Raw genomic sequence first — 25,136 nt, forward strand, 5'->3', positions numbered from 1 at the left:
CGGGAAGGAAACCGCCGTGCTCCCGCTCGTCGTCGACCCCGTCGACCGGACCGCGCTCGTCTTCGGCGACCGCTCCCTGACCTACCGGGAGCTGGCGTCGGCCGCGTCCCGGCTGGCCGCCGACCTGCCCGCGGGCGGGCGGGTCGCCGTGTGGGCGTTGCCGGCCCCGGAGACGTGCGTGGCCGTGGTGGCGGCGGTCCTGGCGGGTGCGGCGGCGGTGCCGCTCAACCCGCGGTCGGGCTCGGCGGAGCTGGCGCACATCGTCGGCGACAGCGCCCCCGACCTGCTGCTGGCCCCGCCCGGCACGCGGGTGCCCGCGGAGCTGGGCGGGCTGCGGCGGATCGACGTGGACGCCTCCCCCGCGCCGGAGGCGGCACCGCCGCGGCGCGAGCACGACCCGGAGTCGACCGCGCTCATCGTCTACACCTCCGGGACCACCGGGGCACCCAAGGGCGTGCTGCTGCCGCGCCGGGCGGTGACCGCGACCCTGGACGGGCTGGCGTCGGCGTGGTCCTGGACCGGTGAGGACGTGCTGGTCCACGCCCTGCCGCTGTTCCACGTGCACGGGCTGGTGCTGGGGGTGCTCGGACCGCTGCGCCGGGGCGGGACCCTGCACCACACGGGCAGGTTCGAGCCGTCGGCGGTGGCGGCGGCCCTGCGGGGCGGCGGGACCCTGCTGTTCGGGGTGCCGACCATGTACCACCGGCTGGCGCTGGCCGTGGGCGGGGACCCGGAGCTGGCCGGGGCGCTGGCGGGGGCGCGGCTGCTGGTGTCGGGGTCGGCCGCGCTGCCGCTGCCCGACCACGAGCTGCTGACGGCGGCCACCGGGCACCGGGTGGTGGAGCGGTACGGGATGTCGGAGACGCTGATGAACACCTCGGTCCGGCCCGGCGACGGCTCCCGGCCGGGCGGGGTGGGCACCCCCCTGGAGGGTGTGGGGTTGCGGCTGGTGGAGGAGGACGGGGCACCGCTGCCTCCGGGCGACCCGGAGGCGGTGGGCGAGGTCCAGGTGCGCGGGCCCAACCTGTTCACGGGCTACCTGAACCGCCCGGAGGCGACGGCCGAGGCGATGACCGCCGACGGCTGGTTCCGCACCGGCGACATGGCGGTGCGCGCGGACGACGGCTCCGTGCGGCTGGTGGGGCGCAAGAGCACGGACCTCATCAAGAGCGGCGGGTACAAGATCGGCGCCGGGGAGATCGAGAGCGTCCTGCTGGCGCACCCGGCGGTCGCGGAGGCGGCGGTGACCGGGGAGCCGGACCCGGACCTGGGCGAGCGCGTGGTGGCGTGGGTGGTGCCCGCCGGCGAGGCGCCCTCGCTGGAGGAGCTGGCGGACCTGGTGGCCGAGCGGCTGGCCCCGCACAAGCGCCCGCGCGCCCTGCGGGTGGTGGCGTCGCTGCCGCGCAACGACATGGGCAAGATCCTCAAGCGCTCCCTGGGCGCCTGATGGGCGCCGCCCCCGGCGCCGCGGGGCCCGGGACGGGTGCCGGGCACGACCTGCGGGTGCGCTTCCCCGTCGACGACGCGCAGGTGTCGAGGCTGCACGCGGACGCGTTCGGGCACCCGTACGCACCGGTGCCCTGGGCCGCGCGGCTGGACCGGCACAGCCGCTCCTGGGCCGGGGAGTTCCGCGGCGGGCGTCTGGTGGGGTTCGTGCACGCGGTGTGGGACGGGGGGCGGCACGCCTTCCTGCTGGACACCGCCGTCGAGGCCGCGTACCGGCGGAGCGGTGTGGGCGGCCGGGTGGTCGCGGCGCTGGTGGCGGACCTGCGCGCGCTGGGGATCGAGTGGGTGCACGTGGACTTCGAGCCGCACCTGGAGGGGTTCTACCGGCGGGCGGGGTTCACGGGCACGGCGGCGGGGCTGCTGCGCCTGCGGTGAGCGCGGTCCCGCCGCGTCCCCCGCGTCCCCCCGTACACGGCCGCCCCGGGGGCGCCGGCACCCGACCGTCCCCGGGGCGCCCGCGCCCGCATGCGGGCGCCGTCCCCGGGGCGCGGGCGGGCCGTCGGGCGCGGGAGCACCCGTCCCCGCCGCGCCCGGGCCGGCGGCGGGGCCGAGCGGTCCGGCCGGCCCCCGGCCGGGGGCGGGCCGGGGCAGCCGGGCGGGAGGAGCCGGCGGGGCGGCCGTGACCGGCTCCGTCCCGCGCTCGGCGGCCCCGCTTTCCCGGCCCCCGGGGCCGGAACGCCTAGTCGATGGTCAGCTCGCCCATCCGGTCCCAGCCCTCGCCCTCGACGGAGCGGCTGACGATCAGCGGGGTCTCGGTGAGCAGCGGCTTCATGGCCGCCAGGCCCTCCCGGAAGTGGTCGCTGTTCACGTGCGCCTCGGCGGCGCCGTCCTTGAACGCCTCGACCAGCACGAACTCGTTCTCGCGCTCGACGCTGCGGGACCACTCGAACCACAGGTTCCCCGGCTCGGCGCGGGTGGCGGCGGTGAAGTCCGCGACCGCGTCGAGGAAGGAGTCCCCGGCCTCCGATTTGACCCGGAACTTGACGACGATGAGGATCATGGCGTGCCTCCTTGCAGGCGGTGCGTCGGGGCGCGCCGTGTCGCCTCGCCCCGGGTCCCACTCTGGCAGAACCGGGGCCGCACGGACCCCGGTGAGCCTCCCGCGCGGGCGTTGCGATCGTCACGCGCACCGGGCCGGCCGCCGTCCCGTACCCCTGGTGGAGGTCCCCTTCCCCGATGGAAAGCGATGCCATGAGCCGCACTGCCCACTACCGTCTCGTCCCGGTCTCCGACCGCGTCCACCTGGTGGACGGGGGGTCCGTCAACTGGGTCCTGGTCTCCGAGGGGGACTCCCTGACCCTGATCGACGGCGGCTATCCCGGGCACGCCGACGCCGTGGAGGCATCGATCCGGGAGATCGGCCGCCGTCCCGAGGACGTGGCGGCGGTGCTGGTGACGCACGCCCACGTGGACCACATCGGGTCCCTGGACCGGTTCGCCGCCCGCTACGGGACCCCGGTCCACACCGGCACCACCGAGGCCGACCACGCCCACCGCGACTTCCTGGAGCAGGCCACGCCCCGGGACGTGGCCTCCAACGCCTGGCGCCCCCGGGTGCTGCCGTGGGCGCTGCACATCGTGCGGGCGGGCGCCCTGGGCGAGCACCGGCTGGACGCGGCGACGCCGTTCCCCGCGGAGGGGGCGCTGGACCTGCCGGGCCGCCCGGTCCCGGTCGCCGCGCCGGGGCACACCTCGGGCCACACCTGCTACCACCTGCCCGAGCTGGGGGTGCTGGTGAGCGGGGACGCGCTGGTGACGGGGCACCCGCTCACGTCGTTCGACGGCCCCCAGCCGCTGGTGTCGATGTTCCACCACGACCGGGCGCGGATGACGCGGTCGTGGGAGTCGCTGGCGCCGCTGGAGGCCGACACCCTGCTGCCCGGCCACGGCCCGGTGTGGCGGGGCTCGCCCCGGGAGGCGGTGGAACAGGCGCGCGCGAACTCCTCCCGCGTCTGGTGAGGACGCTCCCGCCCGGCCACCCGCACAAGGCGGTGGGGCAGGCGCGGACGGTCCTGCTCCCCGGCCGGTGAGCACGCCCCGCGCACGGCGCGGTGTCCCGGTCGGCGCACCCCTGGGGGAGGCGGTGGAGCGGGCACCCCCCGATCTCCCCCGGCGGGACCGTCCCGGGACCGCGGACGGCCGCGCCCCGGAGCGGCGCCCGGGCCCCGCGGTCACCGACCCGGCGGTGCGGCGGCCCCGGTCCCCGGACCGGGGCCCCGCCGCCACCGGGCCCGGGTCACAGCAGCGTGAGCAGCGCCGAGACCACCGCCAGCGCGGGCGCGGTGCCCTGCACCATCGCGGCGCGCGCCTTGGCGGGGTCGCGGGTGACCAGGACCAGCGCGGCGGCGGCCATGGAGCCGGTCCCGGCCAGGACCAGCGCGATCCCGGCGGCCGGCACCGGGGCCCACAGCAGCAGGCCCGCGACGGTGACCACGGCCAGGAACAGGTTGTAGAAGCCCTGGTTGTAGGCGAGTTCGCGGGTGGTCTCGGCGGCCTGAGCGGACATCCCGAACACCCGCCGGGTGGACGGCGCGGTCCACCGGAACGACTCCAGCACGAAGATGTACACGTGGACCAGCGCGGCGACGGCGGCCAGAAGGACGGTGACGATCTGCACGGCGGACCTCGGACTCCTCGGCGGAAAGGCGGACGGCACGAGTCTGCCGTACCCGCGCGCCCCCGCGGCACCACCGCGCCCGGGGCCGACCGCACCGTCCGCCCGCACGGCGGCGCGGCGGCCGCTGTCCGCGACCGCCGCGCCGCCCCGCGCCCGCGGGGTCAGGGCAGGTGGAAAACCTCCCGCAACGGCACCATGCTCGCGTCCGGGGCCGCCTCCAGCCCCTCGAAGAAGGGCGCCATCTCGGCCTGCCAGCGCGCGTTGACCTCCGTGTCGGCCATCAGGGCGCGGGCCCGGTCGAAGTCCTCGGTCTCCAGGTAGCCGATGACCGTGCCGTCCCCCGCGGAGAACAGCGAGTAGTTCCCCCACCCGGCCCCGGCCAGCGCCTCGCGCATCTCGGGCCAGACGGCGGCGTGCCGCTCCTCGTACTCCGCCAGCCGGTCGGGGCGGACTTTCAGGACGAAGCAGATCCGTTGCACGGTGCCTCCCCGGTCAGAAGTCGAAGTCGTCGACGTTGTCGGCGTTGAAGACCTGCGGCGGGCCCAGCACGACCTCGCCGTCGGTCTCGAACGTGAACTCGCCCAGGCGCCCGGCGGTGAAGGTCTCCCCGGCCGCGCCGGTGATCTGCCCCGCCTTGAGGGCGGCGCCGGTGTACCCGGCCAGGTAGCCCAGGTCGAGCGGGTTCCACAGGGCGAACTGCCCGACGGTGCCGTCGTGGACGAACTCGCTCATCTGGTTGGGGGTGCCCAGGCCGGTGACGACGAACTCGCCCTGGTACTCGGAGTCGCTGATGTAGCGGGCGGCGGCGGCCAGGCCGACCGTGGTCGGGGAGACCACGCCGTCCAGGTCGGGGTGGGCCTGGATCAGGCCCTGCATCTCCTGGAAGGACTGGAGGTCGTCGTCGTTGCCGTAGACCACGTCGACCAGTTCCAGGTCGGCGTAGTCGTCCTCGGCCAGGACCTCCTCCATCACCTCGATCCAGGCGTTCTGGTTGGTGGCGTTGGGGGTGGCCGACAGGACCGCGAACGTGCCCTCGCCGCCCAGGTCCTCGGAGATCATCTCGACCAGGGTGCGGCCGATCAGCTCGGTGGAGGACTGGTTGACGAACACGTCGGTGCAGTTGGCGTTGGAGTCGTAGCCGACGATGGCCGCCCCGTTGTCGCGGGCCTCGTTCAGGGCCGGGCAGACGGCATCGGGGTCGTTGGCGGCGATGACGATGACGTCGCTGCCCGCCTGGCTGGCCGCGTTGATGTACTCCACCTGGGAGTCGGCGGTGGCCTCGGTGCCGCCGCGCTCGGTGGGGGTGCCGCCCAGCTCCTCGACGGCCTCGGTGCCGCCGGTGTTGACGATGTCGAAGAAGGGGTTGTTGAGCTGCTTGGGCAGGAAGTCGATCTTGAGGCCCTCGGGGATCGCCGCGTCGGGGTCGGCGGTGCCGGTGGGGCCGCTGCCGCCCGAGTCCTGGGCGTCGTCGATGGTGGTCCCGCCGCAGGCGGCGGTCATCAGGACGGCGGTGAGCGCGCAGGCCCCGAGGAGGAGGTGGCGGGGACGGTGTGTCATGACTTCTCTCCGTTGTGTGGACGGTCACCGGGCACGGCTCCGGTGGGGGCGGCGGGCGAGCGGCGGGAGCGCACCCGGGCCACGATGTTGGGGGTGACGACGGAGGCGATGAGGATGGCGCCGGTGACGACCTGCAGGACGTCGCTGCCGATGCCGAAGAGCTGGAGGGCGTTGCGGATGACGCCGAGCATCAGCACGCCGGACACCACGCCCAGGATCGACCCCACGCCGCCGAAGATGGAGACACCGCCGAGCAGGACCGCCGCGACGACCTGGAGCTCCAGGCCCATGGCGGTGTCGGCCCGGGAGGTGCCGTACTGGAGGGTCCACAGGACGCCCGCCCCGGAGGCGACCGCCCCGCTGAGGGTGAAGAGCCAGAACTTGGTCCACTTCACCGGTACGCCCGTGAACCGGGCCGCCTCGGCGTTGCTGCCGATGTCGTACAGGGAGCGGCCGAACGCGGTGGCGTGCAGCAGCACCGCGAACAGCAGCGCCAGGGCCCCGATGGCGACGGCGATCCAGGGCAGCCCCTGGATCCCCAGGAAGGGCTGGCGCACCCCGCTCACCCAGTCCTGCGGGTAGCTGGCGACGGCCCGGTCGCCCAGCAGCACGTAGGCCAGGCCCCGGTACAGCGCCATGGTGCCGATGGTGACGGCCAGGGACGGCAGCCCGCACACGGTGGTGAGGAACCCGTTGAGGGCGCCCAGGGCCAGGCCCAGCAGCAGGGCGACGGGGATCGCCGTCTCCAGCGGAGTGCCCGCCTCCCACAGGACGCCCAGGGTGGCGCTGGTGAGGGCGAGGGTGCTGGCCACCGACAGGTCGATCTCGCCGGTGATGACGATGAGCGTCATCGGCAGGGCGATCATGGCGATCGCGGCGATGCTCAGCACCAGGAAGTTGATGTTGCGCGGGGTGCCGAACATGTCGACGGTCAGGACCGCGACCGCGGCCACGACCAGGAGCGCGCCCAGGACGGGGACGCCCTGCGTGGACAGCGCCGACCGCAGCGGGGAGCGCGGCGCGGCGGTGCGCGGCCTCTCCCGGTCGGGGGCGGCGGGGGTGTCGTCAGGCGCCACGGGCACCTCCTCCTCGGAGCCTGCGCGCCGTGCGCAGCGCGAGCAGCCGGTCCAGGCCGATGGCGGCGAGGATGAGCACGCCCACGACGGCCTGCTGCCAGAACGGGTCGACCTGCCAGATCGGCAGGGCCGCGGTGATGGTGGTCATGAGGACGCCGCCCAGGACGGCGCCGAAGACGGTGCCCACGCCGCCGGTGAGGGCGACGCCGCCGACCACGGCGGCGGCCACGACCTGGAGTTCCATGCCGGTGCCGACGGTGGAGTCGACCGTGCCGTAGCGGGCGGTGAACAGGACCCCGGCCAGGCCGGCCAGGGCGCCGTTGAGCGCGAAGGCCAGCACGACGCGGCGCCCGGCGGGGATGCCGGACAGGCGGGCGGCCTCGGCGTTGGAGCCGATGGCGTAGAGCTCGCGTCCGCTGCGGTACCGGGACAGGTAGACCCCGATGACGACGGCGACGGCGATGGCGGCCAGGGCGGGCAGCGGGACGCCGAGCAGTCCGGTCCGGCCCAACTGGAGGAACCCGGCGGGCAGGTCGGCGGCGTTGATCTGGCGTCCGCCCGCCCACCAGTGGTCCAGGCCGCGGTAGATGTACAGGGTGCCCAGGGTGACGACCAGGGCGGGCACCCGGACGGTGCTCACCAGCAGGCCGTTGAACAGGCCGCAGGCCAGGCCGATGGCGACCCCGGCGAGCATGCCGACGGGGACGGACAGGCCGGGGACGGCGGCGAAGAGCGCGGCGGTGCCGAAGGCCGACAGGCCCAGGACCGACCCCACCGACAGGTCCACGTTCCTGGTGATGAGCACCAGGGACTGGCCCACGGCGAGGATGACCAGCACGGTGGCGCCCAGGAAGAGGTCGCGCACGCCCTGCTGGGAGAGGAAGCCGGGGTTGTGCAGCCAGGTCGCCGCGATGAGCAGGACGACGGCCAGGAGCACGCCGACCTCGCGGAACCGGCGCCGGGCGCGGGCGGGGCGGCGGCTGTCGCCGGGCGGCGCACCGGCCGGCGCCCCGGTCGCGGTGGCGGGTGTGTGCGTCATGCGGCCTCATTCGGTCGCTGTCCGGTGGCCGCGTACATGACCGACTCCTCGTCGGCCACGGCGCGGTCGAGTTCGGCGGTGATGCGGCCCTCGTGCATGACCAGGACCCGGTCGGCCATGCCCAGCACCTCGGGCAGCTCGCTGGAGACCATGACGATGGCCAGGCCCTGTCCGGCCAGGGCGGACAGCAGGCGGTGGACCTCGGCCTTGGTGCCGACGTCGATGCCGCGGGTGGGCTCGTCGACGAAGAGCACCCGGGGCGCGGTGGACAGCCACTTGGCCAGGACGACCTTCTGCTGGTTGCCGCCGGAGAGGGTGGAGACGGCGTCGTCGAGGGAGCCGTACTTGAGGCCGAGGCGCTCGCCCCACTCGCGTGCGGCGTCGTGTTCGGCGCGGGCGGGCAGCAGGCCGAAGCGGCTGAGCGCGCGGCGGCGGGTGGAGGTGGCGTTGCGGCCGATGGTGCCCTCCATGACCAGTCCCTGGTGGCGCCGGTCCTCGGGGACCAGGGCCATGCCGGCGCCGATGGACGCCTTGGGGCGTCCGGCGGGCAGGGGGCGCCCGGCGACGCGGACGGACCCGGCGTCGTAGCGGTCGACGCCGAAGACGGCGCGCACGACCTCGCTGCGCCCGGCGCCGACGAGTCCGGCCAGGGCGACGATCTCGCCGGTGCGGACGGAGAAGGCGACGTCGGCGAACACGCCGGCGCGGGTCAGCCCGTCGACCTCCAGGACGACGTCCCCGTGCTCGGCCTCCTCCTTGGGGTAGAGGGTGGTGACCTCGCGGCCGACCATGCGCCGCACGACGGTGTCGACGTCCAGGTCGCCGGTGGGGTCGCAGGAGACGAACGCGCCGTCGCGCACGACGGTGACGCGGTCGCACAGCGAGAAGACCTCGTCGAAGCGGTGCGAGATGAACAGCAGGGCCGACCCGGCGTCGCGCAGGGTGCGGGCGACGGTGAACAGGCGCTCGGCCTCGACCCCGGACAGGGCCGCGGTGGGCTCGTCCATGATGAGCACGCGCGCCCGCCGGGTGAGGGCCTTGGCGATCTCGACCAGCTGCTGGTCGGCGATGGACAGGCCGTTGGCGGGGCGGTCGGGGTCGATGTCCACGCCCAGCCGCCCGAAGGCCCCGGCGGTCTCGGCCCGCATGCGCGCCCTGTCGACGGTGCCCAGGCGGGTACGGGGCTGGCGGCCGATGAAGATGTTCTCCGCCACGCTCAGGTCGGGGAAGAGCGTGGGCTCCTGGTAGATGACCGCGACCCCGGCGCGCTGGGCGTCGGCGGGGGCGGCGAACACCGCGGGCTCCCCGTCGGCCAGGATCTGCCCGGTGTCCGGGCGGTGGACACCCGCGATGGTCTTGACCAGGGTGGACTTGCCCGCCCCGTTCTCCCCGACGAGCGCGTGGATCTCTCCGGCGCGCAGTTCCAGGGACAGCCCGCGCAGGGCGCGGACGCTGCCGAAGGACTTGGTGACGTCGACCAGCGCGAGGGGCGGGGGGACCTCCGATGGGTCCACGTGGCCCTCCTTCTCCGGTGCGGTTCCACGGCCGGGGACGGATCCTCCACCGGGAACATCAAAAACGTTTTAATATGGAGTGGATGTTAGGTGGCCCACACTGTCCCGTCAAGGGAGGTCCTCGGAAACCCCAGGTGTCAACCGGATAACGGCGCACCGGGGGTGCCGGGAAGGGTCGCCCGCAGAGGTGGCCGGAGCCACTCCGCAAGCGCTTTCATTGACACGTTTCAAACGAGCTGTGACCATGGATCGACAACGAGTGCCGCCCGCCCCGGACCGCCCGGGTGCGCCGGTCGGCGGCACGCGGGGGCCGGCCCGTCCCCGTCGGACCGCGAAGCCCGGGAGAACCACGTGTCCAGCAGTGCCAGCCCTGCGCCCCACAAGGTGGGGATCACCGAGGTCGCCAGACACGCGGGCGTCTCCCCCGGCACCGTCTCCAACGTCCTCAACCGCCCCGAGCGGGTGGCCGCCGCCACCCGCCTGCGGGTCGAGCGGGCCATCGCCGAGCTCGACTACGTGCGCAACTCCTCCGGCAGCAGCCTGCGCTCGGGCCGCAGCAGCTCGGTGGGGCTGCTGGTGCTGGACGTGACCAACCCCTTCTTCACCGAGGTCGCGCGCGGCGTGGAGGACGAGGCCGCCGCCCGCGGCCTGGCCGTGGTGCTGCTCAACTCCGCCGAGACGCACGAGCGCCAGCGGCGCAACATCCGGCTGCTGGCCGAGCAGCGCGCCGCGGGCGCGGTGGTGATGCCCGTCGACGACGACCTGTCCGACCTGCTCTGGCTGCGCCGGCAGGGCACCGCCTGGGTGGCGCTGGACCGCGGCGACGTGGGCGGGGAGACCGGGTGCAGCGTCAGCGTGGACAACCTGGTCGGCGGGCTGATCGCCGGCCGCCACCTCATCGGCCTGGGCCACGAGCGGGTGACGTTCCTGTCCGGGCCGTTCTCCATCGAGCAGGTGCGGCTGCGCCACGAGGGGCTGCGCCGCTCCTTCGCCGAGGCCGGGCTGGACCCCGACGCGGCGGTGCGGGTGCTGGAGCGGCCCCAGCTCAACCCCGAACAGGGCGAGCGGGCCGTGGACGAGGTGCTGGCGGGCGGCCCCCGGCAGCGGCCCGGCGCGGTGCTGTGCGCCAACGACCAGCTGGCGCTGGGCCTGGTCAAGGGGCTGGGGCGGCGGGGGCTGCGGGTGCCCGACGACATCTCCGTGATGGGCTACGACAACGTCGACTTCGCCGACCTCATCCACCCGGGGCTGACCACGGTCGCCCAGCCCAAGTACGAGCTGGGGCGGGCGGCGATGCGGCTGCTCAACGCCGAGCTGGACGACCCGGGCCACGCGCACGAGCGGCTGCTGTTCAGCCCGGAGCTGGTCGTGCGCGGGTCGACCGCGGCGCACCGGCCTGCCTGACCGCCCGGGCGGCGCCCCGCCCGGGGCGCCGCCTCATTTTTTTCTCCTCCCCGCGCGGACCGCCGGGGCCGGGATCCCCGAGCGGGCCGGGGGAACCGGCGTGCGGCGGTCCGATTCCCGGCATGTCCGACACGCGAATCACCGGGCACCCCACTCGACATGCGTTCGAAAACATGTTCGAATCCCACTCATGCGCTGGGAGAACCTGAGAGAGTCGACCACCTCCGTCGAACAGACCGCGCTGTTCGACCACACCCCGGCCCCGCCCCCGCGGGGCACCGGGCGGGCCGGGCTCCGCACGGCCGGTCCCGGGCCGGTGCGGGCGGGCGGGGACGGCGAGCCCGTCGCCATCGAGGTCCGGGCCCGGTCCATCATCAACCGGGTGCCCGGGGAGTCCCCCCTGTTCCGCTGGAGCCTCAACCCCTACCGCGGCTGCTCGCACGCCTGCGTGTACTGCTTCGCCCGGCGCACGCACGAGTACCTGGACCTGGACTCCGGCCACGACTTCGACACCCGCATCGTCGTCAAGGTCAACGCCGGGAGCCTCCTGCGCGCCGAGCTGGCCCGCCCCTCCTGGCGGGGCGAGCACATCGCGATGGGCACCAACACCGACCCCTACCAGCGGGCCGAGGGCCGCTACCGGCTGATGCCGCAGATCATCGCCGCCCTGCGCGACGCCGCCAACCCCTTCTCCATCCTCACCAAGGGCACCCTCGTCCTGCGCGACCTCGACCTGCTCGAACAGGCCGCCCGGGTCACCGACGTGGGCATGGCCGTCTCGGTGGGCTCCGTGGACGAGGCGGTGTGGCGCACGGTGGAGCCGGGCACCCCGGGGCCGCGCGCCCGCCTGGACGCGGTGCGCCGCCTGACCGAACGCGGCCTGGAGTGCTCGGTGCTGATGGCCCCGATCCTGCCCGGCCTGACCGACTCCGCCGAGCGGATCGAGGAGACCGTCGCCGCGATCGCCGCGGCCGGGGCGGTCCGCGTCACCCCGGTGGTGCTGCACCTGCGCCCCGGCGCCCGCGAGTGGTACCGGGCCTGGCTCACCCGCGAGCACCCGCGGCTGCTGCCGCTCTACCGGCGGCTGTACGGCCAGGGCTCCTACGCACCCGAGTCCTACCGCGGGATCGTCACCGAGGCCGTCCGCGAGATCGCCGGACGCCACGGCCTGAACCGCCCCGGCTCCGCCCGCCGCGCACCGGACGCGGCCCCGGACGCGGCGGCCGGCCGCCGCCCCGAACAGCTCGCCCTGGGGTTCCCCGGGTAGGCGCCGCGCCGGGGCGCGGCGGATACTCGGACACGGCGGCGGGCGGGCGACCCCCAGGGGGCGGGGTGGGGAGGGTGCGCGCGGCGGAGCAGGGGCGCGCGGCGGAGCAGGGGCGCGCGGCCTTCACCCCCAGGGGTTCGCGGAGCCGAGTACGCCTACCGAAACCCCCTGGGGTCGGGGTGGCGATTCATGCTCACCGGCTGTGCCCGGGGCCCAGAGACAGCGCACGCTTCACCCCCTACGGCATTGGGAGGGCATGGGTGGGCTCTACGTTCGGGCCGCTTGTCGCGCGCCTGGTCCTTTGCAGGGGGCATTCCTCCCGATCCGGGCAGCTGAGGTGGGATCGCCTCGCTCGACCCGGCCCCGGACGACACCCCCGCCACTGACGACGCGCATCCAACGCACCGCCCCGGAAGTCTGCCGCCCGCCGACTGCGCCGGGGCCAGGTCCACGCTCCGCTGGCCGCCGTCTCCAAGCGGCTGAGCTTTCGGAGAACTCCGGTCGAGCTCTCACCCCCACGACCTGAGCGGGGAGCGACACCCTCCGGCTGGGGCCGGGCGTCCCGGTCGGGTGGAAAACCATGTGGCGCAGGGCCCCGGTCCGCCGACCGGCGGGGGCCGGGCGCTCCGGTTCGGAGAAAAACCACCACGGCGCAACCCCTCGTCCAGCCCCGGGATCTGTAGGCCGGCGCCCCGGTCAGAAGGAAAACCACCACGGCGCAGGCCCCAGTCCATCCCCGGGCCACGGCCCGGTGCCCCGACCGGGCGGAAGACCACGTGGCGCAGGCCGGGCACCCCGGTCCGCCGGGGAAGCGCCGTGCCCCCGCCCCGGGATTGGCCGGAGCCGGGCCCGGGTAGTGGACGTCCCATGCTGCTCATGAGGCTCCCCGGTGTCTACCGGGCACAGCATGACACGTCGCTGCTCCGCACCGTGCTCCGCCGGCGCGGCGGGGTCGCCGGGCGCTCGGTCCTGGACGTCGGGTCGGGCACCGGGGCGCTGGGCATCGAGGCCGTCCGCGCGGGCGCGGCCAGCCTCACCTCGGTCGACCTGTCGCTGCGCTCGGTGATGACGAGCTGGCTCAACAGCCGGCTGCACGGCGTCCCGGCCACGGTCCGGCGGGGCGACCTGTTCGCCCCCGTGGGGCCGCGCCGCTTCGACCTCGTGCTCGCCAACCCGCCCTACGTGCCCGCCGCCGCCCCGCGCCCGCCCCGCCACCGGATGGCGCGGTGCTGGGACGCGGGCCCCGACGGGCGCATCCTGCTGGACCGCATCTGCGCCGGGGCACCCGGGGTCCTCAACGAGGGCGGCGCCCTGCTGCTGGTGCAGTCCGGGCTCGCCGACGAGCACGCCACCCTGGACCGGCTGGACGCGGCCGGCCTGGTGCCCGCGGTCCTGGCTCGGGGCCGCATCCCGTTCGGCCCGGTGCTGCGCTCGCGCGTGCGCGAGCTGCGCGAGCGCGGGCTGCTCGCCCCCGGCCAAGTGGAGGAGGAACTCGTGGTCATCGAGGCCCGCCATGGATGACGACCGCCGCCGGGTCGTCGTCACCGGCGAGGGGCCGGTCCTCATCTACGGGCCGGTCGACGTGGAGATGCCCGACGGCACGCGCGTGCCCGGGGACCGGGCGGTGACGGCGCTCTGCACGTGCGGCCGCAGCAGGCGCAGCCCGTTCTGCGACACCAGTCACCGGCGCCGCGTACGCGACCGCCGGGAGAAGGAGGACGACACGTGACGACGACGATGACGCGGGCACCCGCGCTTCCGGCACCCCGCGGCCCGGTGTCCGCGGCCGTGCTGGCCGCGCTGCGCGGTGACCGGGCCGACCTGCCCGACCCGGACGGCGCCGCGCCCTACGGCGAGGACCTCCAGCTGGCCCTGTACTGCTGCTACGAGCTGCACTACCGCGGGTTCGCCGGGGTCGACGCCGCACGGGAGTGGGACCCCGCGCTGCTGACGCTGCGCGCCCGGCTGGAGGACGCCTTCCTCGGCGCCCTGCGCCGGGACGTGCCCGGGGGCGCGGACGTGCGGGCCGAACTCGACGGGCTCCTGGTCGAGCACGTCGACGCGGCCGGCGTCTCCCACCACCTGCGCCGCGACGGCGAGCTGTGGCAGCTGCGCGAGTACGTCGCGCTCCGGTCGCTCTACCACCTCAAGGAGGCCGACCCGCAGTCCTTCGTCATCCCGCGCCTGGACGGCCCCGCCAAGGCCGCCCTGGTCACCGTGCAGCACGACGAGTACGGCGCCGGCGACCCGACGCGGGCGCACTCCCGGCTCTTCGCGGACATGATGGCCGAACTCGGCCTGTCCGACTCCTACGGCGCCTACCTGGACTCCGCGCACGCCGAGATGCTCGCCGAGGTCAATTTCATGTCGCTGTGCGGGCTCCACCGGGGGCTGCGCGCGGCGCTCGTCGGACAGTTCGCCACCGTCGAGCTGACCTCCTCGCCGGGGTCGGACCGGATGGTCAGGGCCATGCGCAGGCTGGGCTGCGGCCCGGCCGCCGTCCGGTTCTACGCCGAGCACGTCGAAGCCGACGCGGTGCACGAGCAGCTGCTGCGGCGCGGGGTCATCGCGCCGCTGCTGGAGGCCGAACCGGATCTGGCACCCGGCATCGTGTTCGGCATCCGCGCCGCCGTGCTGCTGGCCGGGCGTTCGGAGGAGCGGATGCTGGACCGCTGGGGCCGCGGGGAGTCGGCCCTGTGCGGCCCGGCGGGAACGGGCGGGCCGTGACGGGGCCCGGGCCGCGGGCGCGCACCCGCATCCTCCCGGTGGCGGACCGGGGCGACGCCGTGCCGGAGGAGGAGGTCGTGCGCGACCACCTGGGCCGGACCCCGCCCGGGCTGCCGCCCTGGCTCGGCTACGACGAGGCCGGCTCGCTGCTGTTCGAGCGGATCACCGAGCTGCCCGCGTACTACCTGACACGGGTGGAGCGCGCCCTGCTGGAACGCCACTCCGCCGAGGTGGCGGAACTGCTCGGCTGCGGGCGGATCGTCGAGCTGGGCAGCGGGAGCGCCAAGAAGACCCGGCTGCTGCTGGAGGGCTGCCTGCGCCTGCGCCCCACCTCCTACCTGCCGATCGACGTCGACCGGTCCATGCTGGCCTCCAGCGGCGCCGCCCTGTGCGCGGAGCTGGACGGCCTGGAGGTCACGGGCCTGTGGGGCCGCTACGAGGACGGCCTGGACTGGCTGCGCGCCCACGCGGGCGGGCCCCTCGCGGTCGTCTTCCTGGGCAGCACCTTCGGCAACGCCGTGCGGGAGGAGCGCGGCGGGCTGCTGCGCGAGATCGCCCGCAGCCTGGGCCCGGGCGACGCCTTCCTGGTCTCCGCCGACCTGGACAAGGACCGCGAGACCCTGGAGGCCTGCTACAACGACCCGCCCGGGGACGCGGCGTTCGCGGGCTTCCGGCTCAACTACCTGACCCGGCTCAACGACCTGTACGGCGCGGAGTTCGCGCTCGACGACTTCGTCCCGCGGGCCCGCTACAACGCCGACACCTCCACGGTGGAGGGGCGGCTGGTCGCCCGCGCCGACCGGGCGGTGCCCGTGCCCGGCCTGGGGGTGACCGTGCGCGTGCCGCGCGGGGGGTTCCTCAACGTGGGGTACTCGGTGAAGTTCGACGAGCACGGCCTGGCCCGGGAGGTGGGGGCGCACGGCTTCGACCTCCAGGCCCGGTGGCTGGACGAGGACGCCGGGTACGGGATCTTCCTCTTCCGCCGGCGGGGGGACGGGTGAACGGCTCCGGACCGGCCGGGGCGCGGGGCCGCCGCGTCCGCGGCGGGGCCTGACCCGGTGCTCTCCTCGGCGCAGCTCGCGGTCTTCGTCCCCGCGGCCCTGGCGGTGGCGGCGGCGCCGGGCGCCAACAACCTGCTGGCCTTCCGCAACGGGCTGCGGCGGGGGCTGCGCCCCGCGGCGACCGCACTCGCGGGACGCTTCCTCGCCTTCGCCCTGATGCTGGGCGTGGTGACCACCGGGCTGGGCGCCCTCCTGCACGCCTCGCAGGCCGCATTCGAAGTCCTGCGCCTGGCCGGGGCGGCCGTCATGGTCGGGCTCGGGTCCTGGATCGTGTGGTCGGCCCGCCCCGCGACGGGCCGGACGCGGGAGGAGGGGGCCGGGGAAGAGGGGGCCGGAAGCCCGGCGGCCGTCCCGGTGCGACGGCTGGCGGCGCAGGAATTCGTCACTGCCGCCGCCAACCCCAAGGCGCTCCTGCTGTTCACGGCGTTCCTGCCGCCGTTCGTCCTGCCCAGGGGCGCTCCGGCCGGGGTGCAGCTGCTCGCCCTGGGCGTGCTGTACACGGTGTGCGAAGCGGCCACGGCACTGGTGTGGGCGGCCTCGGGCCGCGTGCTGGCCGCCCGCGGCCTGCGGCCGGCGACCCTGCGCAGGCTGGACCGGGCGTCCGGGGGCGCGCTGGTCGCGTTCGGCGGGGCCTCTGGCCCTGGCCGGCCTGTCGCGCCGGTGAACGCGCGGGCCCGGGGGCGGGGTTCCCCGCCCCCGGGCCGTGGCCTCGCGGTTCCGGTCAGGGCGCCGGGTAGGGCTTCTCCCGCAGGAGCCGGGACAGGTGGGCCGCGTTGCGGGCCAGGGTCGCGGTCGTGGAGGCCACCGCCTCCGGCGTCTCCTCCAGGTCGATGTAGTCCTTGGGGTTCATCGCCTCGTTGTTCCAGTAGGTGCCGCCCTGCGCCGGGATGGTGAAACCGGTGTCGCCGAGCGCCTGGAACAGGTCCGCGGTGATCTTGTGGGCGCCGTCCTCGTTGCCGACCACCGCCGTCACGGCGACCTTGCCGAACATGCCCGGCCGCCCCTGGTCGTCGGTCTCGGACAGCTCGGCGTCCAGGCGCTCCAGGACGCGCTGGGCGACGCTGGACATGTGGCCGACCCAGGTGGGCGTCGACACCACCAGGATGTCCGCGGCGAGGATGCGCCGCCGGATGTCCGGCCAGGCGTCGCCGTCGCCCATGTCGGGCTCGACCCCGGGGCGGACGTCGAAGTCGACGACCCGGACCAGGTCGCCGCCGACGCCGTGACCGGCGAGGGCGTCCAGGACCTGCCGGGCCATGAGTTCGCTGCTCGACGGGGCGGGCGAGGGTTTGAGGCTGCACACGAGTGCCAGAGCGTTCAAGGAGTCCATGCCGGGGCGACTACCCGGGGATCCGTGTTCCACCGTATACGGGGGGTCATTTTTGGTGGAGGGGGTGAAGAGGGGGTGGGGGTGGAGGGGGTGATTGGGGTCGGGGTTCCGAGAAGCGGTGTCCTCCGGCTGCGGTCGGGGGCTCCGGGCGGGTGGACGGCCCCCGGGGGCGGGGTGGGAAGTGTACGCGTGGCCTTCACCCCCGTGTGTTCGCGGAGGGAGCGATGCCCTCCGGCTGGGGTCGGGGGCTCCGGGCGGGTGGACAACCCCCACTGGCTGGGCGGGGAGGGTACTCGCGGCCTTCACCCCCAGGGGTTCGCGGAGCTGAGTACGCCCTCGTCAACCCCCTGGGGTCGGGGTGGCGATTCATGCTGACCGGCTGTGCCTCAGGCCCAGAGACAGCGCACGCTTCACCCCCTACGGCGTTGGGAGGGCATGGGTGGGCTCTACGTACGGGCCGCTTGTCGCGCGCCTGATCCTTTGCAGGGGGCATTCCTCCCGTCTCAAGGGCTGGGGTGGGATCGCCTCGCTCGACCCAGCCCCGGAACACACCCCCACCACTGACGACGTGCGCCCAACGCTTCCCACTGAAAATCTGCCGCCCGCCGACCGCGCCGGGGCCAGGTCCACGCTCCGCTGGCCGCCCACCCCAAGCGGCTGAGCTTTCGGAGAACTCCGGTCGAGCTCTCACCCCCGCGACCCGAGGTGGGAGCGACACCCTCCGGCTATGGCCGAGGTCGCGGCCACCTGACCGGCAGGGGCCGGGCGCTCCGGTGGGGTGGGAAACCACTGCGGCGCAGCCGCGGACCGGCTCCGTGCTGTGGTCAGGCGCTTCGGGGGAAGTCGCTATGGCGCAGGCTCCGGTCACCTCGACGGCTGTGGGCGGGTGCCGTGGTCGGGAGAGGTGCCGGCCGAGACGATCCCGCCGACCATCTCCTCCACCACCGCGTCCGCCTCCAGCCCGCGCACGAGGTGGGTGCGGCCCTGCGGACCGCCCGGCTCGAAGGTGCTCTCCCCGGCGAACTCGCCGTCCGGGGCGATCCGCACCGTCCCCGGCCCGGAGAGCGTGAACAGGTCCGGCCGGGCCAGGGTGAGCACCGCGACCGGGTCGTGGGGCACGTTCCACTGCTCGTCCCAGAACTTCCACCACTGGTCGATGTCGGCGGCCAGCGCCTCCCCCAGCGGCCCGGCCGCCCTGAGGCGGTCCAGCTCCGCGTCACCGACCTTCACCCTGCGGGTGACCTCCAGGCCCACGACCACGGTGCGCAGCCCGGAGGCGAACACCCGGGCCGCGGCGGTGGCGTCACTGCGGAAGTTGTGCTCGGTGCGCTCGACGTCGCCGAACGCGCCGCCCATCACCCACAGCGTCCGCACGTTCTCCGCGAACGAGGGGTCGGCCTCCAGCGCCAGGGCGATGTTGGTGAGCGGGCCGACCGCCAGGACGTCGACCTCCCCGGGCCGCGCGGCAACGGTGCGGGTCATCCACTCCACGGCCGGCTCCGCCTCGTAGGATTCCTCCTCCAGCCCGGGGTGCAGGGTCCCCTCGTGCCCCGCCCACCAGACCTCGCGGCCCGAGAGCGTGGCCCCGGCCCCCGCGCGGACGGGCAGGTCGCGCCCGGCCAGCGCCGCGTACCGGCGCGCCAGCCGCGCCCGCAGCCCCGTGTCCCCGTAGACGGTGGTGACGCCCAGCAGGTCCAGGCCGGGGAGCCCGAGGATGAGGGACAGCGCCATCGCGTCGTCCACGTCCGTGCCGATGTCGGTGTCCAGGATGACGGCGCGGGTGTCGGGCGCGGCGGGGCCGGCGGTCATGGAACGCTCCTTCGGGTAGGGGGTCCGGGCGCGGTCGGTCGACCTCCCGGACGGGGTCGGGCTCACTTGAGGCCCGCGGTCGAGACCGACTGGACGAAGTACTTCTGCAGGGCGAGGATGATGACCAGCGGCACCAGGATGAGCATCACGGACCCGGCGAACATGAGCCCGTAGTCCACGTTGAACTGGCCCTGCATGGCGGCCAGCGCGACCGGGCCGACCACGTGGTCGGCGTCGGTGCCCATGAGCAGCGGCCACACGTAGGCCTGCCACTGGAACAGGAAGAGCATCAGCCCCGCCCCCATCAGGGCCGGCCGCGACAGCGGCAGGTAGATGCGCCAGAACACGCCCCACCAGGTCAGGCCGTCCAGACGGCCCGCCTCGACCAGTTCCTCCGGGATGGCGAGGAAGAAGTTGCGCAGCAGGAAGATCGCCATGCCGTTGCCGAGCCCGGGCAGGATCAGCCCGGTGTAGGTGTTCTGGAGGTTCCAGTCGCGGAACAGGTCGGCGAGCGGGATGGCGATCGCGTCGAAGGGGATGAGGAAGCTGACGACGATCACCGCGAACACGGCCCGGTGGCCGCGGAACCGCAGCGCCGAGAGCCCGAACGCCGCGGTGGCGCACAGGGCCAGGCCGGCGACGACGGTGACGGCGCTGATCAGCAGCGAGTTCAGGATGCCGCGCCCCAGGCTGGTGCCCGCCAGCGCAGCGTAGTTGTCCAGGACCGGCGTCAGGGTCAGGAAGGTCTCCCACCCCACGGGCGAGAGGAAGCGGAAGGTGTCCGCGCTGGGCCGCAGCGAGTTGGTCAGCACCCACACCAGCGGCAGCACGAAGGCCAGGCCCACGGCCGCGCCGGCGGCGCCGAGCAGGACCCTGCGCAGCGGCGGGCGGCCCCGTCGGCCCGCGGGGCGGGGCCCGGCCGTGCGGGCCGGGGCGTCGGAGGCGGTGTTCGGCATCGCTCAGTCCTCACTTCGCAGCATGCGGAACTGCACCGCGACGATCACGATGGTGACGGCCACCAGCACGACCACCTCCGCCTGGGCGCGCCCCATGTCCCCGAGGGCGTAGGCGCGGTTGTAGATGTCGAACATGAGGAGGTTGGTGGAGCCCTCCGGGCCGCCGCCGGTGAGGATCTGCACCGGAGCGAACACCAGCAGGTTCGACACGGTCGCCGCCACCAGGACGAACGACAGGGGCCTGCGCAGCATCGGCAGCGTGACGTGGAGGAAGGCGCGCAGCGGCGAGGCGCCGTCCAGCTCGGCCGCCTCGTACAGCTCGGCGGGGATGTCGTTGATGCCGGCGATGAGGAAGAGCATCCAGTAGCCGACGCCGATCCACGACAGCAGGACGATGATGGAGGCCAGCGCCTGGTCGGGCGAGGTCAGGTACCCCTGCGGGGGCAGTCCGACGGCCGCCAGCAGCGCGTTGGCCAGGCCCCCCTCGGGCCGGAAGATCACGCTCCAGATCACGGCGGAGACGGCGGGCGGGGTGGCGACCGGCAGGATCACCAGCGCCCGCCACACCTTGCCGCCGGCCATGCGCCGCCGCGTGTAGAGGACGGCCAGGCCGACGGAGACGGCGACCTGGAGGGGGTTGACGACGAGGGTGAAGAGCAGGGTCACGCCGAGCGCGTTGCGGAAGTCGGCGTTGGCGAAGAGGTCGGCGTAGTTGGCCAGGCCGACGAACGCCTCCCCCGACAGCAGGGACGTGTGGTGCAGGCTCCCCCACACCGCGCTGGCCCCGGGCAGCAGCCGCAGCAGGGTCAGTGCCACCAGCGAGGGCAGCAGGAAGGCCAGTGCGACGGCGGTGCGCCCGCGCCACCAGGGCCGGAGGTAGCGGGCCGCCCGGGGGCGGGCGGCCGTGGCGCGCCCGCCGCTCCCGGTCGCCGCGGGGGCGGTGCTCATCGCAGCGGTTCCCAGGCGGCCTCGACCTGACCGCCGGCCTGCTCCAGACGCGGCCCGGGGTCGGAGCCGTTGCGGATGTCGGCGAAGGCCGTGTTCATGACCTCCTCGAACTGGGCGTATCCGACGCTGACCGGGCGCACGACCGCGGTGTTCTCCACCTCGTGGGCGATGAGGTCGGCGGCTCCGGCGCTGCGCTCACCGGCGAGTTCGTCCACGCGCGGCAGGTAGGCGGCGGCCGCCTCGGTGTTGGCGGGGATGATGGTCTGGCGCTCGGTGCTGGCGAGGTTGCCCTCGGGGTCGATGGCGGCGAACTCCAGGAAGGCCTTCGCGCCGTCCTTGTTCGGGGAGGCGGGGTTGATCCCCCAGGACCAGGAGCCGGAGGGGGTGACCTGCTCTCCCCCCTCGAAGTAGGGCAGGGGGGCGACGGTCCAGTCGACGTCGGAGTCGGCGAACACGCCCAGGTCCCAGGGGCCGCCGACGAAGAAGGCGACGTCGCCGGAGGCGAAGAGCGGGCTGGTCTCGAAGGAGCCGACGCCGCGCGGGGAGAGCCCGTCCTCGAAGGTCGCGCCGTACCACTCCATGGCCTGCACCCACTCGGCGTTGGACACGTCCTGTTCGAGCATGTCGTCGCCGACCACGCCGCTGCCGCCGCCGAGCGACTCCGCCAGGGGCTGGAGCTGGTAGTAGTACTCGGTCTGCTCCATGAGCAGGCCCCACTCGGTCCCGGCGTCCTGGGCCGCCTCGGCGGCCTCCACCGTCCGCTCCCAGGTCCAGCGGTCGGCGGGGTCGGTGCCCGGGGCCTCGACCCCGGCCTCGTCCAGGGCGTCCTGGTTGACGAACATCATCTGGGTGGAGTTCCAGACCGGCAGCGCCCAGAGCCTGCCGTCGTGGATGCCGGTGGAGTACTGGCCCTCGGTGGTGGCGGCGCGGCCGGCCTCCTCGTACTCGGGCAGTTCCTCCAGCAGGCCCTGCGCGGCCATCCAGGGCACGCGCGGCTGGTCCACGGCGTAGACGTCGATGGAGTCGTCCTCCGCGGTGAGCCGCTGCTGGACGGTGCTGTTGTACTGGTCGAAGGGCACCTGGGTGTACTCGACGGTGAGGCCCTCGTGTTCGGCCTCGAACGCCTCGATGAGGGGCTCGAAGTAGGCGGGGTCCTCCGGTCCCAGGAACTGGATCGCCGCGTCCACGCCGCCCTCGGAGCCCGAGGAGCAGGCGGCCGCGACGAGGGCCAGGGTGGCGGCTCCGGCCGCGGACGCCAGAACACGCTGTCGTTTTCTCATGGACGTGACCTTTCGGGGCGGTGTTCGGCCTGGGCGGAGCTTCGCGGACACGGAGGACGCCACCTGCGAACCGGCGATCTATGCGCTTAGATTTGTACAGCAAACATCATTCCGCGGCGAAAGACAAGGTCAGCGGCGGGCGTGCTGCGCACGGGCTCCCGGCGGGCCCGCGGCGGGGAACCGGATACGCTCGCGGACAGGACATCGGAAGGGACGGGCACCGCATGGCGACGGCGCGGGACGTGGCACGGAAGGCGGGCACCTCGACCGCGGTGGTCTCCTACGTGTTCAACAACGGCCCGCGCGGAGTGGCCCCCGCGACCCGGCAGAGGGTCCTGGCGGCGGCGCGGGAGCTGGGGTACCGGCCCAACGCGCTGGCGCGCTCGCTGTCCAGCGGCAGGACGCGGTCGATCGGGCTAATCGTGCCCGACATCTGCAACCCCTACTTCGCCGAGCTGGCCAGGGCCATCGAGGACGCCGCGGGCACCACGGGGAACCTGCTGCTGATCGCCGACTCGGCCCTGTCCGCCGACCAGGAGCGGCGCCACACCCGCTCGCTGATCGACCGCCAGGTGGACTCGGTCGTCCTGGTCTCGGTCCGCGACGAGCCCGACCTGCGCGAGTTCTTCGACGCGGGGGTGCCGGTGGTCGCGCTGCACCCCCTCTCGGACCGGAGGCTGGCCTCCTCCATCACCATCGACTACGAGGCCGCGGCGCAGCGGGCCACCGAGCACCTGCTCGCCCACGGGCACCGCAGCGTGGTGCTGCTCAACGGCCCTGTGGAGTCCACCGGCGCCCGCCAGCACCGGGCCGGGTTCGACCGGGCCGTGGCGGGGGCGCCGGGGGTGCGCTCCAGGATGGTGCGCTCCGAGATCTCCCGCCACCACGCGGCCGAGGTCGCCCAAGAGCTACTCCAGGGGCCGGACCGGCCGCGGGCGGTCTACTGCACCACCGACGAGCAGGCCTTCGGCGTGCTCTACGCCGCCCACCGGTCCGGGCTGTCGGTCCCCGCCGACCTCGCCGTGGTGGGCTTCGACGGCACCCGCAACTGCCTGGTGTCGATCCCGGCGCTGACCACGGTGCAGCAGCCCATGGAGGCCATGGCGCGCCGGGTCGTGGAGATCCTCGCGGACCGCACGGTGCTGGAGGAGCCCGTGCACGAGGTGCTGGGCTTCGAGTTCATCGCCCGCGACTCCAGCGGCGGCCCCGCCCCCGGGTGAGCACAGGCGGCCCCGGCCGCCGGCCCCAGGCGCACGGGCACCGCGATGTCCGCATACGGCCACGGCGTTGACACACGGAGTGACGGCACGGGATGCTCATGCAACCGGATGCAACCGACCCGAGAGAGATGCATCCATGACGACGTTGAAGTTCATCGGCAAGGACCCCGAGTCGAAGACCGGCAACTCACCTACGGTATTCATCGATGAGGAAAGCGCGGATCTCGTGATCCAGGGTTGGAAGGCTGACGAATCTACGTTGGCCGCCTGCCGAAGGGTCGGTACGATCCCTGACGACGAGGCCGTCGTGCGCGTTCCCGCTCACATGGTCGAAATGGTAAAAAAGGCCTGTGATGACGCAGAGCGCACCCACGATCGTTGATCTGATCAACGCCTGCGAGAGGTCAGCGGTCCACCTGGAGATGCGCGACGTCTACGGCGTGGACGAGGAGGCCGAGGAGTTCGAGGTGTGGAAGCGCACCGGCGAAGGCACCGACTGGGACGACCGGGATTCCTGGTGGCTGCCCTTTTACCAGGCTGTCTCCGATGTGGCGACCCGGGGCGGGACGGTACGGCGCGCACGCATCGTGTCCGTCCCGGCTACGGACTACATCCTTTTCGAGTACGCCGAGACCCGGGGGAACCTCATCGCCGGGGAACAGGTACGCTGGCTACCACGTCGCAACGCGACCGACATCGCACTGCCAGGAAACGATTTCTGGCTCTTCGACAACAGGACTCTGTACGTCAACCACTTCTCCGGTGACGGACACCCCACCGAACCGGAGATCACGGAAGCTCCTGACGTCGTGAAGCTCTGCTCCTCGGCTTTTGAAGCAGTCTGGGAGCGAGCCGTCCCACACGCAGAATTCTCCTTCTGACTCCTCCAACCACCGGATATCCAGTTCGTGCCTTCCTACTCCGAGTCCAGCGCCCAGGCGGCCCGTGAATCCGTCGCATCGCGGCTGAAGGAAATCCGCCTGGACGCTGGTTTGACGGGGGCCGAACTGGCTTACCGGTGTGGATGGCACAAGTCAAAATCCTCCCGCATCGAGAACGGGAAGACACCCCCTTCGGATGCTGACATCAGTGCCTGGTGCCGCGTGTGCGGGTCACCGGACAGGGCGAACGACCTCATCGCCGCATCGCGGAACGCCGAATCACTGTACGTGGAGTGGCGGCAACGCCAACGTTCCGGCCTGCGGCACATCCAGGAGTCATACGTACCGCTTTATGAGCAGACACGTCTTTTTCGAGCCTACTCACCTGATGTCATCCCCGGTTTTTTTCAAACGCCCGCTTACGCAACGGCGATGCTCACCTCAATCTCTGAGTTCTGGGGGCTTGCGGACGATGTCCAGTCCGCGGTCTCATCACGCATGGACCGATCGCGTTTCGCACTCCAAGGACCTCGGCACTTCGCGATCGTGATGGAGGAGTCGGCCCTTTTGTACCGCGTTGGTGACCCAGAAACGATGGCTGGCCAGTTGGGCCACCTCCTGGCTTCCATTTCCATGCCGAACATCTCACTCGGCATCATTCCCTTCGCCTCTGCCCGCACCATATGGCCGTTGGAGGGGTATCTGATATTCGACGACCTCTTCGTCCAGGTGGAACTCATGACGGCAGAGCTGACCATCGAGGCCCCGACCGAGGTGGAGACCTACGCCAGGGCGTTCGGGCGCCTCCAGAAACAGGCCGTGTACGGATCCGGGGCACGCGCGCTGATCACCTCGGCCATCGAAGCACTCGACTGATGCGTGCAACCTCGTGCAACAGTATGGACATCTCTGAATCACACTCCGTAGTGTCCTGAACAGAGCCC

At 73.6% G+C, this 25,136-nt stretch carries 25 protein-coding genes and 1 pseudogene; 14 read left to right on the top strand and 12 right to left on the bottom strand.

The features are described 5' to 3' along the window. Window positions 1-16 precede the first annotated feature (16 nt). The gene (locus BUE45_RS12750) at window positions 17-1,447 is read left to right on the top strand and encodes an acyl-CoA synthetase (RefSeq protein WP_073379322.1); all 1,431 of its coding nucleotides are present in this window, start codon (window positions 17-19) and stop codon (window positions 1,445-1,447) included. Further along, a complete protein-coding gene (locus tag BUE45_RS12755; protein ID WP_073379324.1) occupies window positions 1,447-1,881 on the top strand; it encodes a GNAT family N-acetyltransferase in 435 nt (144 codons plus the stop codon). Before BUE45_RS12750 ends, BUE45_RS12755 begins: the two co-directional genes overlap by 1 nt. A gap of 304 nt (window positions 1,882-2,185) precedes the next feature. Here the strand turns inward: BUE45_RS12755 and BUE45_RS12760 are convergent, their stop codons facing one another. Next, complete coding sequence (locus BUE45_RS12760; RefSeq protein ID WP_073379326.1) at window positions 2,186-2,506, bottom strand: putative quinol monooxygenase; 321 nt, start codon at window positions 2,504-2,506, stop codon at window positions 2,186-2,188. Window positions 2,507-2,697: 191 nt separating this feature from the next. Between BUE45_RS12760 and BUE45_RS12765 the strand changes: the two genes are divergently transcribed. Further along, window positions 2,698-3,465 carry an MBL fold metallo-hydrolase gene (locus tag BUE45_RS12765; protein ID WP_073379332.1) on the top strand — a complete coding sequence of 256 codons (768 nt, stop codon included), beginning with the start codon at window positions 2,698-2,700 and terminating at the stop codon, window positions 3,463-3,465. Window positions 3,466-3,742: 277 nt separating this feature from the next. On the opposite strand, the gene BUE45_RS12770 is transcribed toward BUE45_RS12765, so the two are convergent. The 6 genes from BUE45_RS12770 to BUE45_RS12795 form a co-directional block, all read right to left on the bottom strand. Continuing rightward, the gene (locus BUE45_RS12770) at window positions 3,743-4,123 is read right to left on the bottom strand and encodes a DUF1304 domain-containing protein (protein ID WP_073379334.1); all 381 of its coding nucleotides are present in this window, start codon (window positions 4,121-4,123) and stop codon (window positions 3,743-3,745) included. Window positions 4,124-4,284: 161 nt separating this feature from the next. Next, window positions 4,285-4,602 carry an L-rhamnose mutarotase gene (locus tag BUE45_RS12775; RefSeq protein ID WP_073379336.1) on the bottom strand — a complete coding sequence of 106 codons (318 nt, stop codon included), beginning with the start codon at window positions 4,600-4,602 and terminating at the stop codon, window positions 4,285-4,287. A gap of 13 nt (window positions 4,603-4,615) precedes the next feature. Beyond that, window positions 4,616-5,680 carry a rhamnose ABC transporter substrate-binding protein gene (rhaS, locus tag BUE45_RS12780; protein WP_073379338.1) on the bottom strand — a complete coding sequence of 355 codons (1,065 nt, stop codon included), beginning with the start codon at window positions 5,678-5,680 and terminating at the stop codon, window positions 4,616-4,618. Then, window positions 5,677-6,762, bottom strand: coding sequence for an ABC transporter permease (locus BUE45_RS12785; protein WP_073379341.1), 1,086 nt, complete (start codon window positions 6,760-6,762; stop codon window positions 5,677-5,679). Before BUE45_RS12785 ends, rhaS begins: the two co-directional genes overlap by 4 nt. Beyond that, window positions 6,746-7,795, bottom strand: a complete 1,050-nt coding sequence (locus BUE45_RS12790; protein ID WP_073379343.1) for an ABC transporter permease — start codon at window positions 7,793-7,795, stop codon at window positions 6,746-6,748. The genes BUE45_RS12785 and BUE45_RS12790 overlap by 17 nt, the downstream gene beginning before the upstream one ends. Beyond that, entirely contained in the window at window positions 7,792-9,309 is a 1,518-nt protein-coding gene (locus BUE45_RS12795; RefSeq protein WP_073379344.1) for a sugar ABC transporter ATP-binding protein, read from the bottom strand. Before BUE45_RS12795 ends, BUE45_RS12790 begins: the two co-directional genes overlap by 4 nt. 351 nt (window positions 9,310-9,660) lie before the next feature. On the opposite strand from BUE45_RS12795, the gene BUE45_RS12800 reads away from it, so the two are divergent. From BUE45_RS12800 to BUE45_RS12830, 7 genes and pseudogenes are all read left to right on the top strand, one after another. After that, on the top strand, window positions 9,661-10,713 hold the full coding sequence (locus tag BUE45_RS12800; RefSeq protein WP_073379346.1) for a LacI family DNA-binding transcriptional regulator: 1,053 nt from the start codon (window positions 9,661-9,663) through the stop codon (window positions 10,711-10,713). Window positions 10,714-10,903: 190 nt separating this feature from the next. Then, window positions 10,904-11,980: an Rv2578c family radical SAM protein gene (locus tag BUE45_RS12805; protein WP_073379348.1), complete on the top strand. Its 1,077-nt coding sequence runs from the start codon at window positions 10,904-10,906 to the stop codon at window positions 11,978-11,980. A gap of 876 nt (window positions 11,981-12,856) precedes the next feature. After that, a complete protein-coding gene (locus BUE45_RS12810; protein ID WP_073379572.1) occupies window positions 12,857-13,501 on the top strand; it encodes a HemK2/MTQ2 family protein methyltransferase in 645 nt (214 codons plus the stop codon). Beyond that, the gene (locus tag BUE45_RS12815) at window positions 13,494-13,709 is read left to right on the top strand and encodes a CDGSH iron-sulfur domain-containing protein (protein WP_073379350.1); all 216 of its coding nucleotides are present in this window, start codon (window positions 13,494-13,496) and stop codon (window positions 13,707-13,709) included. Before BUE45_RS12810 ends, BUE45_RS12815 begins: the two co-directional genes overlap by 8 nt. Then, window positions 13,706-14,707, top strand: coding sequence for an iron-containing redox enzyme family protein (locus BUE45_RS12820; protein WP_073379352.1), 1,002 nt, complete (start codon window positions 13,706-13,708; stop codon window positions 14,705-14,707). The genes BUE45_RS12815 and BUE45_RS12820 overlap by 4 nt, the downstream gene beginning before the upstream one ends. Then, window positions 14,704-15,708 (top strand): L-histidine N(alpha)-methyltransferase, encoded by a 1,005-nt coding sequence (locus BUE45_RS12825; RefSeq protein ID WP_073379574.1) that lies wholly within the window; start codon window positions 14,704-14,706, stop codon window positions 15,706-15,708. The genes BUE45_RS12820 and BUE45_RS12825 overlap by 4 nt, the downstream gene beginning before the upstream one ends. A gap of 105 nt (window positions 15,709-15,813) precedes the next feature. Beyond that, a pseudogene (locus tag BUE45_RS12830) lies at window positions 15,814-16,335 on the top strand (LysE family translocator); the annotation flags it as partial. A 154-nt stretch (window positions 16,336-16,489) separates the two neighbouring features. Here the strand turns inward: BUE45_RS12830 and BUE45_RS12835 are convergent. The 5 genes from BUE45_RS12835 to BUE45_RS12855 form a co-directional block, all read right to left on the bottom strand. Further along, on the bottom strand, window positions 16,490-17,098 hold the full coding sequence (locus BUE45_RS12835) for a flavodoxin family protein (protein ID WP_073379354.1): 609 nt from the start codon (window positions 17,096-17,098) through the stop codon (window positions 16,490-16,492). Between the two features lie 864 nt (window positions 17,099-17,962). After that, window positions 17,963-18,907, bottom strand: coding sequence for a nucleoside hydrolase (locus BUE45_RS12840; protein ID WP_073379356.1), 945 nt, complete (start codon window positions 18,905-18,907; stop codon window positions 17,963-17,965). A gap of 62 nt (window positions 18,908-18,969) precedes the next feature. Next, window positions 18,970-19,863: a carbohydrate ABC transporter permease gene (locus BUE45_RS12845; protein ID WP_073379358.1), complete on the bottom strand. Its 894-nt coding sequence runs from the start codon at window positions 19,861-19,863 to the stop codon at window positions 18,970-18,972. A gap of 3 nt (window positions 19,864-19,866) precedes the next feature. Continuing rightward, window positions 19,867-20,811: a carbohydrate ABC transporter permease gene (locus tag BUE45_RS12850; RefSeq protein WP_245833089.1), complete on the bottom strand. Its 945-nt coding sequence runs from the start codon at window positions 20,809-20,811 to the stop codon at window positions 19,867-19,869. Then, a complete protein-coding gene (locus BUE45_RS12855; protein WP_073379360.1) occupies window positions 20,808-22,091 on the bottom strand; it encodes an ABC transporter substrate-binding protein in 1,284 nt (427 codons plus the stop codon). Before BUE45_RS12855 ends, BUE45_RS12850 begins: the two co-directional genes overlap by 4 nt. A 224-nt stretch (window positions 22,092-22,315) precedes the next feature. Here BUE45_RS12855 and BUE45_RS12860 point away from each other — a divergent pair, with 224 nt between their 5' ends. From BUE45_RS12860 to BUE45_RS12875, 4 genes are all read left to right on the top strand, one after another. Next, a complete protein-coding gene (locus tag BUE45_RS12860; protein ID WP_073379363.1) occupies window positions 22,316-23,311 on the top strand; it encodes a LacI family DNA-binding transcriptional regulator in 996 nt (331 codons plus the stop codon). A 136-nt stretch (window positions 23,312-23,447) separates the two neighbouring features. Next, window positions 23,448-23,693: a hypothetical protein gene (locus tag BUE45_RS12865; RefSeq protein ID WP_073379365.1), complete on the top strand. Its 246-nt coding sequence runs from the start codon at window positions 23,448-23,450 to the stop codon at window positions 23,691-23,693. After that, complete coding sequence (locus BUE45_RS12870; RefSeq protein ID WP_073379367.1) at window positions 23,665-24,192, top strand: DUF6879 family protein; 528 nt, start codon at window positions 23,665-23,667, stop codon at window positions 24,190-24,192. Before BUE45_RS12865 ends, BUE45_RS12870 begins: the two co-directional genes overlap by 29 nt. A 27-nt stretch (window positions 24,193-24,219) precedes the next feature. Beyond that, a complete protein-coding gene (locus BUE45_RS12875) occupies window positions 24,220-25,068 on the top strand; it encodes a helix-turn-helix domain-containing protein (RefSeq protein WP_073379369.1) in 849 nt (282 codons plus the stop codon). Window positions 25,069-25,136 lie beyond the last annotated feature (68 nt).

This window comes from Nocardiopsis flavescens, from assembly GCF_900141985.1.
In the GTDB taxonomy this organism is placed as follows: domain Bacteria; phylum Actinomycetota; class Actinomycetes; order Streptosporangiales; family Streptosporangiaceae; genus Nocardiopsis; species Nocardiopsis flavescens.

Coding starts and splice junctions, on each gene's coding strand:
- BUE45_RS12755 (WP_073379324.1), top strand. CDS start 1,447: ATGGGCGCCGCCCCCGGCGCCGCGGGGCCCGGGACGGGTGCCGGGCAC.
- BUE45_RS12760 (WP_073379326.1), bottom strand. CDS start 2,506: ATGATCCTCATCGTCGTCAAGTTCCGGGTCAAATCGGAGGCCGGGGAC.
- BUE45_RS12765 (WP_073379332.1), top strand. CDS start 2,698: ATGAGCCGCACTGCCCACTACCGTCTCGTCCCGGTCTCCGACCGCGTC.
- rhaS (WP_073379338.1), bottom strand. CDS start 5,680: ATGACACACCGTCCCCGCCACCTCCTCCTCGGGGCCTGCGCGCTCACC.
- BUE45_RS12790 (WP_073379343.1), bottom strand. CDS start 7,795: ATGACGCACACACCCGCCACCGCGACCGGGGCGCCGGCCGGTGCGCCG.
- BUE45_RS12805 (WP_073379348.1), top strand. CDS start 10,904: ATGCGCTGGGAGAACCTGAGAGAGTCGACCACCTCCGTCGAACAGACC.
- BUE45_RS12810 (WP_073379572.1), top strand. CDS start 12,857: ATGAGGCTCCCCGGTGTCTACCGGGCACAGCATGACACGTCGCTGCTC.
- BUE45_RS12815 (WP_073379350.1), top strand. CDS start 13,494: ATGGATGACGACCGCCGCCGGGTCGTCGTCACCGGCGAGGGGCCGGTC.
- BUE45_RS12835 (WP_073379354.1), bottom strand. CDS start 17,098: ATGGACTCCTTGAACGCTCTGGCACTCGTGTGCAGCCTCAAACCCTCG.
- BUE45_RS12840 (WP_073379356.1), bottom strand. CDS start 18,907: ATGACCGCCGGCCCCGCCGCGCCCGACACCCGCGCCGTCATCCTGGAC.
- BUE45_RS12845 (WP_073379358.1), bottom strand. CDS start 19,863: ATGCCGAACACCGCCTCCGACGCCCCGGCCCGCACGGCCGGGCCCCGC.
- BUE45_RS12850 (WP_245833089.1), bottom strand. CDS start 20,811: ATGAGCACCGCCCCCGCGGCGACCGGGAGCGGCGGGCGCGCCACGGCC.
- BUE45_RS12855 (WP_073379360.1), bottom strand. CDS start 22,091: ATGAGAAAACGACAGCGTGTTCTGGCGTCCGCGGCCGGAGCCGCCACC.
- BUE45_RS12860 (WP_073379363.1), top strand. CDS start 22,316: ATGGCGACGGCGCGGGACGTGGCACGGAAGGCGGGCACCTCGACCGCG.
- BUE45_RS12865 (WP_073379365.1), top strand. CDS start 23,448: ATGACGACGTTGAAGTTCATCGGCAAGGACCCCGAGTCGAAGACCGGC.
- BUE45_RS12870 (WP_073379367.1), top strand. CDS start 23,665: ATGACGCAGAGCGCACCCACGATCGTTGATCTGATCAACGCCTGCGAG.